This is a genomic window from Amycolatopsis lexingtonensis, assembly GCF_014873755.1.
GTDB classification, from domain to species: Bacteria; Actinomycetota; Actinomycetes; order Mycobacteriales; family Pseudonocardiaceae; genus Amycolatopsis; species Amycolatopsis lexingtonensis.
Window position 1 is genome coordinate 8,873,857 of the sequence record NZ_JADBEG010000001.1, and the last position, 12,850, is coordinate 8,886,706.

At 71.5% G+C, this 12,850-nt stretch carries 8 protein-coding genes; 5 read left to right on the plus strand and 3 right to left on the minus strand.

All coding sequences use genetic code 11. The annotated features are described in order from the left end of the window. Nucleotides 1-71: 71 nt before the first annotated feature. Nucleotides 72-866 (minus strand): SDR family NAD(P)-dependent oxidoreductase, encoded by a 795-nt coding sequence (locus H4696_RS41435; protein WP_086858618.1) that lies wholly within the window; start codon nt 864-866, stop codon nt 72-74. A 102-nt stretch (nt 867-968) separates the two neighbouring features. On the opposite strand from H4696_RS41435, the gene H4696_RS41440 reads away from it, so the two are divergent. Next, nucleotides 969-1,793 (plus strand): helix-turn-helix transcriptional regulator, encoded by an 825-nt coding sequence (locus H4696_RS41440; RefSeq protein ID WP_086858617.1) that lies wholly within the window; start codon nt 969-971, stop codon nt 1,791-1,793. Here H4696_RS41440 and H4696_RS41445 read toward each other — a convergent pair. Beyond that, the gene (locus H4696_RS41445; protein WP_086858616.1) at nt 1,785-2,993 is read right to left on the minus strand and encodes a low temperature requirement protein A; all 1,209 of its coding nucleotides are present in this window, start codon (nt 2,991-2,993) and stop codon (nt 1,785-1,787) included. The two genes, H4696_RS41440 and H4696_RS41445, sit on opposite strands and share 9 nt — an antisense overlap. A gap of 118 nt (nt 2,994-3,111) precedes the next feature. Here H4696_RS41445 and H4696_RS41450 point away from each other — a divergent pair, with 118 nt between their 5' ends. From H4696_RS41450 to fxsT, 4 genes are all read left to right on the plus strand, one after another. After that, nucleotides 3,112-4,026, plus strand: a complete 915-nt coding sequence (locus tag H4696_RS41450; protein WP_086858615.1) for an effector-associated domain 2-containing protein — start codon at nt 3,112-3,114, stop codon at nt 4,024-4,026. 174 nt (nt 4,027-4,200) lie between these two features. Continuing rightward, complete coding sequence (locus H4696_RS41455) at nt 4,201-5,646, plus strand: VMAP-C domain-containing protein (RefSeq protein ID WP_338078737.1); 1,446 nt, start codon at nt 4,201-4,203, stop codon at nt 5,644-5,646. Further along, complete coding sequence (locus tag H4696_RS41460; RefSeq protein ID WP_086858614.1) at nt 5,624-6,688, plus strand: AAA family ATPase; 1,065 nt, start codon at nt 5,624-5,626, stop codon at nt 6,686-6,688. The genes H4696_RS41455 and H4696_RS41460 overlap by 23 nt, the downstream gene beginning before the upstream one ends. Before the next feature lies 1 nt (nt 6,689). Beyond that, nucleotides 6,690-10,913 (plus strand): FxSxx-COOH system tetratricopeptide repeat protein, encoded by a 4,224-nt coding sequence (fxsT, locus tag H4696_RS41465; RefSeq protein WP_249026950.1) that lies wholly within the window; start codon nt 6,690-6,692, stop codon nt 10,911-10,913. A gap of 4 nt (nt 10,914-10,917) precedes the next feature. Here the strand turns inward: fxsT and H4696_RS41470 are convergent, their stop codons facing one another. Then, the gene (locus H4696_RS41470) at nt 10,918-12,702 is read right to left on the minus strand and encodes an aKG-HExxH-type peptide beta-hydroxylase (protein WP_086858613.1); all 1,785 of its coding nucleotides are present in this window, start codon (nt 12,700-12,702) and stop codon (nt 10,918-10,920) included. Nucleotides 12,703-12,850 lie beyond the last annotated feature (148 nt).

Below are 12,850 nucleotides of genomic sequence, written 5' to 3' on the forward strand. Positions count from 1 at the left end.
CCTCCATCCCGTTACCTACTCGCCAGTAGGTTAACCCGGGATGCCGCGCCGCGCCAGTGCGGGGGCTGACCTTACGACGTAAGGCGGGTTGAGAGCTCCCACAGCTCTCGCGCGCCGGCGTGCGCCTTACGCCGTTCCAGCCGGGGCCGCTCGCCGTTGCGGCCGCCCGGCCCGACGTAGGCGTTGCCGGGAACGTCCTCGGTCGCGGCGAAGAGGATCGGCAGCGCTCCATACTCGGGCTTCTTCTGGGTGATCAGCGGGTAGAGGGCCTTCAGCGCGACGGCCTGGACGCCGCCGAAGTGCCGGTCGATCCCGGTGCGCGCGACGCCGGGGTGGGCGGCGACGGCCAGGACGGTGCTCCCGGACTCGGTCAGCCGCCGCTGCAGTTCCTGGGTGAACAGCAGGTTCGCCAGCTTCGACTGGTTGTAGGCGCCGAGCGCGGAGTAGTGGCGGTGCTCCCAGTTCAGGTCGTCGAGACGGAGCCGTCCCGTCCGCGCCAGCCCGGACGAGACGGTGACGACCCGGCCGGTGAGGTGCGGCAGGAGCAGGTTCGTCAGCAGGAACGGGCCGAAGTGGTTGACGGCCAGGTGCGTCTCGAAGCCGTCCGCGGTCTTCGCGTACGGCACGGCCATCACGCCCGCGTTGTTGATCAGGACGTCGAGTTCGTCGGACCAGCCGGCGGCGAACTCCCGCACCGACGCCAGCTCGGCGAGGTCGAGACGCCGGACTTCGGTGTCACCCGGCGGCGGCGTGACGCGGGCGGGGTCGCGGACGGCGAGGACGACGCGGTTGCCCCGGGCGGCGAGTTCGCGGGCGGCGAGGGCGCCGAGGCCGCCGCCGGCGCCCGTGATCAGATAAGTGGTCATGGCGTCGAGCGTCGTTGTGCCGGCGGGGGCGCGGCAGAGCGCGCCGATCGGGGGATCGGCGATCCCTGGGTACGCGTGCCCGGACCGTCGATAATCGGCCGGGTGAACCGCGCCGAGCTCGCCGACTTCCTGCGCCGCCGCCGGGAGGCCCTGCGCCCGGACGACGTCGGGCTGCCGCCCGGGCAGCGCCGTCGCACCGCCGGGCTGCGCCGCGAGGAGGTCGCGACGCTCTCGGGGATGTCCACCGACTACTACACGCGGCTGGAGCAGCAGCGCGGGCCGCGCGCGTCGGAGCAGATGCTCGCCGCGATCGCCCGCGGCCTGCGCCTGACGCTCGACGAGCGCGACCACCTGTTCCGACTGGCCGGGCACACCGCGCCGAGCCGCGTGTCGCGCGCCGGCCACGTCAGCCCGGCGCTGATGCGCGTGCTGGACCGGCTGCACGACACGCCCGCGCAGGTGATGTCGCACCTCGGCGAAACGCTCGTGCAGAACCCGCCGGCCCGGGCGCTGCTCGGCGACGAGACCGGCCACACCGGACCGGCGCGCAGCGCGAGTTATCGATGGTTCACCGACCCGGCGGAGCAGCTGCTCTACCCGCCGCCGGACCGGGCGCGCCACGGCCGGTTCCTGGTCGCGAGCCTGCGCGCCGCCAGCGCGAGCGACACCCGGGCCGCCGACCTGGCGCGCCTGCTCGCGGCGAAGAGCGAGGACTTCGCGCGGCTCTGGGACGCGCACGAAGTCGCGGTGCCGTTCGAACGCCGTAAGACGCTCGTGCACCCGGGCCTCGGCGAGATCGCGCTCGACTGCCAGCTGCTCTTCACCGACGACCTCGCGCAGCTGCTGCTGGTGTTCACCGCCACGCCCGGCACCGAGGACGCCGAGAAGCTGCGGCTGCTGTCCGTCGTCGGCCCGGAGCTACTGTGAGTGCGCGGCGTGCACCTGCTTGCGCCACTCGGCGAACCGCAGGCGCTCGAAGGCGATGAGCCCGAGCACGACCCCGGCGACGATCAGCAGCAGCACCGCGGCGGGGACGTGCTCCAGCAGCGGCGTCGCCGCGACCAGCAGCACGCCGACGACCAGCCGCTGGTGGTTCCAGCTGCCCAGGTTGCGCTTGCGCAGCGCGCTCAGCGCGATCAGGTAGAGCCCGAGCCCGCCGGTCAGCGTCCAGATCGGCACCCCGTGCAGCGCTTCGCCGGGCGAGTGCTGCTCGGTGTCGGCGAGGTAGAGGAAGGCTTTCTTCAGACCGAGCGCGACGAGCACGATCCCGGCGATCAGCGGCAGGTGCAGGAACGTGTAGGAGTCGGTGGCGAGCTTCGTGCGCTCGGTACCGGTGGCCTGGGTGAGCCGGTGCTCGGACACGCGCGCGACGACGTCGAAGTAGGTCCACCACATCCCCGCCGCGAGCGCCAGCCCGCACACGGCCCCGCCGGCGACGAGCCACGACATCGGCAGCGACCCGATCCCGATGCCGATCGCGACGATCGACTCCCCGAGCGCGATGATCACGATCAGTCCGAACCGCTCGGCGAAGTGCGCGGGCGCGTTCAGCCGCCACCCCTCGGGCCCGGCGAGGTAGACGTTCAGGTAGTCGGCCAGCAGCGCGGCGACCCACAGCCCCAACTGCCACGGCCCGTTCAACGCCGTGCCGACGGCGAGCAGCCCGACTGAGGGCAGCAAGCCGACGAACATCTTCAGCAGGACCTTGCGCAGCCCGGGGTCGTGCTGCGCCGCGCCCAGGTAGGCGACGAGGTGCAGCAGCCGCACGAGCGCGTAGCAGACGACGAACAGCACGGGCGCGTACAACCCGCCGGGGCGGTCGGTGAAGGCCTCGGGGATGGTCAAGGAGACAAGGAACATCACGGCCATCGCCCCGAACATCGCGAGCCGCGCGATCCCGTGGTCGACGTGGATGGTGTTCCCGAGCCAGGCGTAGCTGCACCAGCACCACCACAGGACCGCCAGCATGGCCAGCCCCTGCCCGACCCCCACCGGGCTCAGGTGGTCGGCCATCAGCTGGGTGGTCTGCGTGATGGCGTAGACGAAGACCAGGTCGAAGAAGAGCTCGATGGTCGAGACGCGGTGGTCCTCATCCGCGCTCACCAGGTGCAGGCGTCTCGTGGGCACGCCGAATTATGGACGTCGGGACCCCGCGAGCGTCGCGTTTCGGGGTAACGCCCTGCGCGAACATGGCCGAGCGTGCATGTGTCTGGGACAATGAGCGAGGGACGTGGGGAGGTGGGTCGTGCATTCCTATGCGGCCGCGCTGCACCGGACGATCATGGCCGTGGACGTCGCGGGGTACAACAACCCGAGCCGCACCCTGGCCCACCTGCGCGAAGTGCACGACGGCCTCTGGCAGGTCCTGCGCACGACGTTCGCCGAAACGGGCATTCCGTGGGACTCCTGCTACGTGGAGAACACCGGCGACGGCGCGATGTTCCTGCTGCCCCCGGACATCGCGAAGGCGGACCTGGTCGCCCAGTTCCCGGCCCGCATGCGCGACGAGCTCCGCCGCTACAACCACGTCCACGCGGAGGAAGCCCAGATCCGCCTCCGCCTGGCCATCCACGCGGGCGAGGTGGCGGAGGGCAGCCACGGCCGCGTCAGCAAGGCGGCGAGCTTCACCTTCCGCATCCTCGACGCCCCGGAAGCGAAAGCCGCGCAGCGGGAGGCGCAGGCCGACCTGGTGCTGATCACGTCGGAACTGCTGTACGAAGACGTCGTCGTCCAGGACGCGGCCGCCGATCCGGACGCGTTCCGGCGGATCCCGGTGAAGGTCAAGGCGGGGGAACACCCCGCCTGGGCGTGGCTGCGCGTGTTCGGCCGAGTGAACGGCGTGGTGGCCGCCGCACCGAAGGTGCCAGCGCGGGGAACGTTCCCGGCGCTGATCGACGCGCTGCTCGCGGTGCCCTGCGTGCGCAAGCCCGAAAGCCGGCGGCTGCTGCTGGAACTGTTCCCCCGTCGGGAGATCGCCGACGTCGTGCCGTACCACGCCGAGGACCGCCTGCATGTCATCGCGCTCGCCCGCACCTGCCAGCGCTTCGACCGCGGCTTGGTCGACCTGCTCGACGCGGTCCGGACCATCGAGCCGGAATCCCCGCAGGTCACCGCTCTGGCCGCGATCATCGGCGATTGGCCGGAACAGCAAGCGCAGTAGTGCTTGTCCAGCTTTTGCCCCTTTTTCCCCCGGATCCGGTCGGTAAACTCACGTTCCCGAGCCACGCGCACGCCGGGGGAGGTGGTTCGTCACGTGTCGGCCGGTGAACGGGTTTACGGGCCCGGACGCGAGTTCCGCTACCGGCCGGGCATCACGGTCACGGTCCGGGAAGCGATCGTCAACGTCCTCGCCGGCGCCGGCTTGGCCGTCGATCCGGCTGGGCGCGCGTTGCTGCTGGAGCTGATCCACGACAACCTCGGCTTCCCGTTGACCGTTCCGGATCAGGTGACCGGCCGCGATCACCTGATCGAAGTCGTCAGTGCCTGCGCGAAAACCGAAGGCGGAATGCTCGCGCTCGCCGATGCCGTCCGGATGATGCGGCCGGAATCGCCGGAATCGGATCAGGTGCGGCGGCTCGTGCACCGGCCGCGCATGCACGATCTGCTCCCCGAGCCGGAACTGTGGTGGCTGCGCGCGAGATTGGCCGGTGTCGTCCCGCCCCGGCTGACCGCCTTGCTCCGGAAAGCGGCCGGACCGGCGGAGCCACCGGCCGACGTCCGCGACGCGTGGGACGGTTTTTGTGCCCTTTCGGACTTCAACACCGCGGCGAACGGCCTGCCGCCCGCGCTCGCTTTCGTCGAGTTCGTGGCCGCGAAATGCGCGCCGGCGCTCGCCGGTGAACTGCGGCACTGGAACTCCGGGCAAGCGCGGCGGCTGCAGGCCGAAGCGGCTTTGGAAGCGTTGCGCGCGGAGCGGGAACCGGATTCGCCCGAGCAGGCGCGGCTGCACCTCATGATCGTCGTCCAGCCCGACGGCATCGACCCGGGCCGGCACCTCGTTTCCTATTGGCGCCAGGACGATCCGGAAGAATGGCCACCGGCGCGCGGCGGTCTCGACACGGTGACCGGGGACGAGCTGGAGCGCCACGTCGACATGCTCGTCGTCGAAGCGGAAAACGCGTGGGCGGAGTACCGCGGTGAAGTCCGCCTCGAGTTCGTCCTGCCAAGATCGCTGCTGAACCTGCCGGTGCACCTCTGGTGCAAAGAACACGAAACCGGTGACCCGCGGCCGTTGTTCCTCGATTATCCGATTGTCGTGCGGTCGCTGGAACGGATGCGGTCGCGGCATTGGCACCGGGCCTGGCGGCTGCGGTGGGAAGCGATGATGACCGATCCCTCGGCCGAACGGGTGTATTTCTGCACGGCCGAAGACACCGGTGAACGGCATCGGCTCGACGCGATACTCAGCGAAGACCAATGGGTGGTCATGGTGCTCGCGGCCGCGCCGGCATCGCGGCCGAGACCGGGGGAAGACGAACTCGCGGCGGGATTGCGGTCCGGGCTCCCCGCACTACTATGGCATCCCGAGGCGTCGCTGGATCTCTTGCGAGAGGTGGTCACGTGGCTGGTCGACGGCGGTGCTCTCGGAGATCTCCCCGCCCGGGTGCAGAAATCGCGGTGCGCCGCATTCCGGAAAATGACCATCCCGGTGGACCTGAGCGTCGTCCGGAATCTGGTCGTCCTCTGGGACGACCCGGCGCGCGTGGTTTTCCTGGACAGCCCGCCGTTCCGGCGGGGCCCGCCGCAAGGGAGCGCCGATGAACGAGGTCGAGCTTCCTGAACAGCGGCCGGACTGGTGGGTTTACCTCGGTACCGGAGTTCCGCCGGGCGGGCAGGCGAAGCCGCTTCCGCCACCGCCGCCGTGGCGGGAATTCGACGGCGGGCCGTTGCTCGACGACGTCCCGGTACCGCCCGAAGACGGGGAGATGAAGCGGCGGCTCGGCGCCGCCAGCACCGAATCGGTACCGCGGGCCGACGTCCACGAAGTCGACATGGTCAACGCGGCGATCTACCTGCGCCGCCCGCTGCTCGTCACCGGACGGCCGGGCAGCGGGAAGTCCAGCCTCGCGTTCCGGATCGCCCGGGAACTCGGCTTGGGGCGGGTCCTCCAGTGGCCGATCACTTCGCACACCACGCTGAAAACGGGGACGTACGGGTACGACGCCATCGGCCGGGCGCAGGCCGCCGGTTCGCGGTCGGCGGCCGCCGGCCACGGGGCCGGGGACGCGGCGGAACCCCCGATCGGCGAGTTCGTGCGGCTCGGTGAGCTGGGAACCGCGTTCCTGCCCCGAAAGCGGCCGCGGGTGCTGCTCATCGACGAACTGGACAAGTCCGAAGCCGACCTGCCCAACGACTTGCTCAGCCTCTTCGAGGACGGCGAGTTCGAAATCCCCGAGCTGGTCCGGATGGCGCGGCGGACGCCGGTCGTCGAGGTCTTCACCGCGGATCCCGATGCGACGGCGGAGATCGCCGGCGGCCGGGTCCGGTGCCACGCGTTCCCCATCGTCGTGATCACCAGCAACGGCGAACGGGATTTCCCGCCCGCGTTCCTGCGTCGCTGCCTGCGCTACGAAACCAAGGACCCGGACGTCGACCAGCTGGCCGCGATGGTCGCCGCGCACATGCTCGACCCGTCCGACGCGCACCGCTCCCGCATCATCGGGGAGTTCGTCAGCCGGAGCGAAGCGTTCGGCGGGTTGCCGGTCGACAAGCTGCTCGAAGCCGTGTTCCTCGCGACCTCCGGGGCCTACCGGGAGGACGGCACTTCCTGGGCCAGGCTGGTGGACGCGCTGTGGCGGCAACTGAATTCACTGGTCCCCTGAGGTGGTCCAAGAGCCGCACGACGTACCCACCGTCTCCGGGCTGAGCTGGAGCGAGGTCGGCGACGCGGTGTGGCTCGCGATGGCGATCGGGGACTCGGCACCGCGCGTCCACCCGGAGTTCGAGTCACCCGAAGCCGCGGCTGACGACGACGAGCGGGCCCACGGTTTCCCGGAGCCGCCGGAAGAACCGGCCGGGCCGGTGACGCCGCCGTTCGGCCGCGCCCCCGACCGGATCGTCACCGCGCTGGCCAAGAGCGCGGAGCTGCTGGGGACGGGCGGCGGAACGGTGCTCGGCCCGTCCCGGTTCCTGCCGGAGGCCGCCGCGATCGTCCGCGCGCTGCGTCCGCTCAAGCAGACTCGCCCTTCGGGGCACGAAGAAGACGTCGTCCTCGACGAAGAGGTGACCGCGGAAGACGCGGTGCAGGACCACCTCTGGCTGCCGAGGACGAAACCGGCCATGGTCCGCGGGCTGGACCTGACCGTCGTCGTCGATTCGAGTCCCTCGATGGCGTTGTGGCAGCCGACCGTGACCGCGTTCCTCACCCTGCTCCGGCAGCTCGGCGCGTTCCGCTCGATCCAGGTGCGCTTGCTCGAAACCGACAAGCGCGGCGCCGACGGCGTGCCCGGTCCGGTGTTGCGGGGCGGCACGCCCGGTGCGCCCGAGCGGCAGCCCGCCGAGCTGCTCGACCCGTCGGGCCGCCGGCTCTTGATCGTGCTGACGGACGGGATGGGCGAGTCCTGGCACCAGGACTCGGTCGCGCCGCTGTTGGCCCAATGGGGGCGAGTCATGCCGGTGGCGATCGTCCAGGTGCTCCCGCAGCGGCTCTGGGGCCGCGCCGGGCCGCAGCTGCACCAGGCGAGGCTGACGACGCCGGGCCCGTTCCGGCCGAACCGGCGCTACGGCCTCGAACTCCCGGACGCGTGGCTGACCGGTGAAGACCCGGAGACGGCGGGCGCGGGCGCGGTGCCGATCCCGGTCGTCGAACTGGATCCGCGGTGGCTCGGCTGGTGGGCGCGGATGATCAGCCGGGCGCAGCCGGACCCGGTGCAGGCGGTCGTGCTGCTCGCCCGGACGCAGCCGCAGCCGGCCGAAGCGTGGGACGGGCCGGTGCTGTCGGCACAGGACCAGGTCAAGCACTTCCACGGCGTCGCGTCGCCGCCCGCGTTCCGGCTGGCGACGTTGCTGGCGGCGGTCCCGGTCAGCCTGCCGATCGCCCGGTTCGTCCAAGCCGAAATGGTCCCCGAGGCGGGCACCGCCGACCTCGCGGAGGTGCTGGGCAGCGGCCTCCTCGACGCGCCGGCGAGCGTCGAAGCGGGCCACGCCTGGGACGAGATCGTCTACGAGTTCCCGCTCGCCGTAAGGGAAGCGCTGCTGGCCGCCGGCCGCCGATCCGACACGGTCCAGGTCGTCCGCGCCACCGGCGGCCGGTTCGGCGACCGGCACCCGGTGCTGCTCCGGGTCGCCGAGGCACTCGACGACCCCGAACGCGCGCCCCTGCCGGCGGCCGACACCGGCCTGGCCGACGGCGTCGCGCTCGAACGCGCCGTGATGCGTGCCCTGTCCGGACCGTACGCGGGACGCGCGGAACGCTTGCGGCGCTGGGAATCCGAGCTGGGCGAGCCGGCCCCGGCGGAAGAGCCGGCGGACAGCGGGTCGACGACCGAGAACCTGGTCGCCGACGTCCACGAAGAAGCAGCGGACTCCCGCCAGCGGGTCCGCCAGCTGACGACCGACGCACCGACGGTCTGGGGCGCGGTACCGGCCCGCAACCCGGACTTCACCGGCCGCCACCGGCTTTTGGCCGCACTGGCCGCCGACCTCCACGAAGGCGGCCGCGCCGTGCTCCACGGCATGGGCGGGCTCGGCAAGACCCAGATCGCGACCGAGTACGTCTACCGCCACCTCGACCGCTACGACTTGGTGTGGTGGGTGAGCGCGGCGCAGGAGACGCAGATCCGCGCGTCCCTCACGGAACTGGCACGGCAATTGGGGTTGCCCGGCGCCGCGGAGACGGTCACCGCGGTCCCGCAGGTTCTCGAAGCACTGGGCGAAGGCAAGCCCTACCGCCGCTGGCTGCTGGTGTTCGATTCGGCGGACGACCCCGCAACGGCGCTTCCGTTCCTCCCGGACGAGGGACCGGGCGAGATCCTGGTGACGACCAGGAATCCCGGGTGGCCGGACGTCTTCCCCCGCCCCATCGAGGTGGGTTCCTTCACACGCGAGGAAAGCACGGAGCTGCTGAGCCTGCACGACCCGCAGCTCGACGCGGACCAGGCCGACCGGATGGCGGCGCGGCTCGCGGATCTGCCGCTCGCGCTCGCCCAAGCGGCCGCGCTGCGAACGGAAATCGCGTTGCCGGTCGACGAATACCTGCGCCGATTCGACGAAAAGACCACGGAAATCCTCGAAACCGCGACCCCGACCGAGTACGAGGTGCACGTCGCCGCCGCGTGGAACGTCTCGTTCGACGAGCTCGGCACCCGCAACCGCGCCGCGCACCAGCTGTTGCAGGTGTGCGCCTTCTTCGCACCGGAGCCGATTTCCCGCAGTCTCTTCACCGGAGTCCGGCGGTTGTCGATCGCACCGGAGCTCGACTCGGCGATGCGCGACCCCACCCAGCTCGACCAAGCGCTGCGTGACATCAACCGGTGGGGACTGGCGAAAGTCGACCACCGGTCCGACACGATCCGGCTGCACTGGCTGGTCCAGCAGGTGCTGCGCAACCGGATGAGCGAACAGCACCGCCGTGACATCCGGCACGGCGCGCACCTGCTGCTCGCGAACCGGGACCCGGGTGATCCGGCCGCGGCCCGCCTCTGGCCGCAGTACCACCTGGCCCTCCCGCACATCGACGCCGCGGAGCTGATCGACTGCGGCGACAGCGAGGTGCGCGCGCTCGTCATCAACCTGTTCAAGTTCCTCTACTTCTGGGGTGACCACACCGGCGCGACGGTGCTCGCCCAGCGGGTGGTGGACGCGTGGACGGACCGGTTCGGCGAAGCGGACGCGTTGACGCTGGAGGCGTCGGAACGGCTCGGCATCTTCCTCTGGGCACTGGGCCGGTACGAAGAAGCCGAGGTGATCAACAACCGCACCCTCCGCCTCTACCAGCAGAAGGAGACCACCGGACAGCGGTCGGAACAGACCCTGAACGCTCAGTTGGCCGTGGCCGCGGTGCTGAAGGCCCGTGGCGACTTCGCCGGTGCGCGCGAGCTCAACCTTGCGACCTACCACGAGGCCGCCGCCATTCTGGGCGGGAACGAACCGAAGACCTTGACCGCGGCCCACGACCTGGTCGTGTGCCTGCTCCTGACCGGTGAGTACGACGAAGCCCGGCGAATCGGCGAAGACACCTACGCGCGTCGCGCGGAAATCCTGGGGCCGGACAACGCCGCCACCATCAGCACCCTGAACATCCTGGCGATCTGCCGCCGGGAGATCGGTGACTACACCCTCGCGCGGCTCGAGCAGCAGAAGATCGTCGAGCGGGTCCGCCGTCTGGTGCGGGACGAGAATGCCGGGGTGGTCCGGCGGGAGCACCACCTCGCCGTGGCGCTGCGGAAAGACGGGCAGTACGAGGCCGCGCTGACCCTGTCGCGGAGCACGTTGGAACGCTTTCGATCCCGCTACGGCCTCGGCAATCCGAACACCTTGCCGTGCGTGCTGGCGCATTCGATCGATCTCCGTTGCGTCGGGGACCTCGATGCGGCGAGGAACCTCGGACAGCAGGCGGTCGACCTCTACCGGGCGAGCCTCGGTGACCGGCATCCGCACACCCTCGTCGCGCAGATCGACCTCGGCGTGACCCTCCGGCTGCTGGGCGCCGTGCCGGCGGCGCGAGACCGGGACCAAGCCGCCTTCGGCGAGCTGCGGAAGGCGCTCGGTGCCGACCACCCGCACACGATCGCCGCGGCCATCGACCTCGCGAGCGATCACGCCGCCATCGGCTCGCCGAGGTCGTCGGCCGCGCGGCTGCTGGCCACGGACACCGAATGCCTGGCGCGGGCCCGCCGCGTCCTGGGCGAAGACCACCCGGTCACCCTGGCGGCCCAGCTCAACCGGGCGCTCGACCTGCGCGCGGCCGGACGGAGCCGGGAAGCCGCGCTGCAGCAGCAGGACGTCGTGGCCCGCTACCGCCGGGTGCTCCGCGCGGACCACCCGGTGACAGTGGCGGCCGAGCACGGGGTCCGTGCCGTGTGCGACATCGACCCGACGCCCCTCTGACCGGTCAGCGGGCCTCGGCGAGCCAGCGCGCGACTTCTTCCGGAGCGGGTTCCGGCGCCGGCCGCCGCCGGATTCCGCGGAGGACGGCGCGGACGACCTCGGGCCGGTCGAGCAGGACGGCCGCGGCCGCCGGATCCCCGGTCGTCCGCAGGGCGAGGCCCAGTCCGATCAACGCCGCCGGTGCGTCCGGGTCGGCGCGCAGGGCGGTCCGGTACAACTCGATGGCGTCTTGACCGCGGCCGTCCACGAGGGCGAAATCCGCCTCGGACGCACCGGGCACTTCCCGCCAGAGGGCCGTGGCGCGGCGAGCACCGTCTTCGCCGAGGCGGACCCGCAGCAGATCGGCTCGCGCGTTGGCCCAATCGCCGTCCGGCTCGGTGACCAGTTCCGTGCCCACGCCGTCGATGCCCGGCCCGGGCGTTCCGCGCAGCCAACTGTCGACGAGCAGCTCGATCGCTTCCGGTTCCGGCCGGAGGTGACGGAGCCGGAAGCCCGCGTAGTGGTCGGCGGCCACCAGATCCGACCAGTGCGCGGCGGTCGCGAGGACCTCGTCGTTCTGCCACGTTCCGGCGCGTTCGGCGACGAGCGCGAGGAACCGCTGTCCCGGTTCGGTCAGTGCCTTGTCCGCGCGGACCGTGTCGAGGGTCCGCGCGACCTGGTGCCGCCAGTGGGCGTACTCGAACGCCGCCAGTTCGTCGTCCGGCTGCCGGGTGCTCAACGCCCGGTAGAACTCCGTGACCGCGAAGAAGGCGTAGATGCCGTGGACGACTCCGCCGAGCGGACGGGGATCGTCACGCCACGGGGCGTAGAGCCGCTCGGTCCGGTCCTCGGTGTGGAGCCGCACCAACTGCAGCAGACCACCGAGCCGGATGTGCTGGAACTCGTGCACCAGCGCCGCGGCCAGTGTCACGGGGTCTTCGGGCTGGCAGATGAGCGCGCTGCCGAACGCTTCGCCGCTCGACGCGCTCGGCAGCCGGAACGGGAAGCGCGGTCTCGGCACGATCGTGTCGAGACCGGCGGGCAGGGCGTCCGCGAACTCCGGGAGCAGCCGGACGATCAAATCCCAGGCCTGGGCGAGCAGACCGCGCCAGGTGTCCAGGTCCGCCGGGGCCAGCCGGTCGGGTGCCGACGGGCCGAAGAGGCCGCGATACGGGTCGACGTCGTCGAGCCGGACCGAGAACCGCCGCCGCCCGGTGCCCAGTTCCGCGGTGCGGATGCCTCGCCAGCCGGGTGCGTCGGCGGAGGGGTCGGCCGGGAGGACGACGACGTGATCGCCGGTAACGATCTCGATCCGGCCGCCCGCGGACTTCAGCTCCGCCGTTTCGGCCTCCGGGGCACTGCCCAGCTGCGCGAGGCCGAGGGTGGGCAGCGCGACGTCACCGCGCCAGACCGGCACCCGCACCTGGAAGGTGTCGATTCTGGCCCGTACCGCGGCGGCCGCGGCCAGGGCGTGGACGTGTCCGATGTGGACCCACAGCGGCCGGGGATCGGTGGTCAACTGCCGGAGCAGGCGCGTGGTGTGCCCTGCCCAGCTGCCGGTGTACGGGTGGGCGAGCACCTCGTCGAGCGCGTCCGGGTCGGTCTCCTGGGCGAGCACGAGCAGGTCCCACGCCTGTTCGGGGGACGGCAGCGGACCACGGAGGGCCGGCGCCGCCGCCACCTTGTCGATGATGTCGCGCAGGAGGAGCAGCCGCCGGCTGCGATCCGCCGTCCGCAATCGCCGCACCAGGTCCGGGCCGCCTTCGGAACGCGCCAGAAGGTCGAACTCCGTCCAGGAGAAGGTGTGCATGACGGGTTCTGGTGTGTTGCTTGAGGGGAGCACGGTCAGTCCTTCGGGAAGCGGCTTACTCGACCCGTTTCGCTTCACTCCCGCTCGCCGTTACCGGGATGTGCGCGGCTCGGTCGGCGGCGTGACGCACCGACTTGCGCAAGGCCGC

Bases quoted from the DNA above. Each gene is read 5' to 3' on its own strand.
- H4696_RS41435 (WP_086858618.1), bottom strand. From the start codon at position 866: ATGACCACTTATCTGATCACGGGCGCCGGCGGCGGCCTCGGCGCCCTC.
- H4696_RS41460 (WP_086858614.1), top strand. From the start codon at position 5,624: ATGAACGAGGTCGAGCTTCCTGAACAGCGGCCGGACTGGTGGGTTTAC.
- H4696_RS41470 (WP_086858613.1), bottom strand. From the start codon at position 12,702: ATGCACACCTTCTCCTGGACGGAGTTCGACCTTCTGGCGCGTTCCGAA.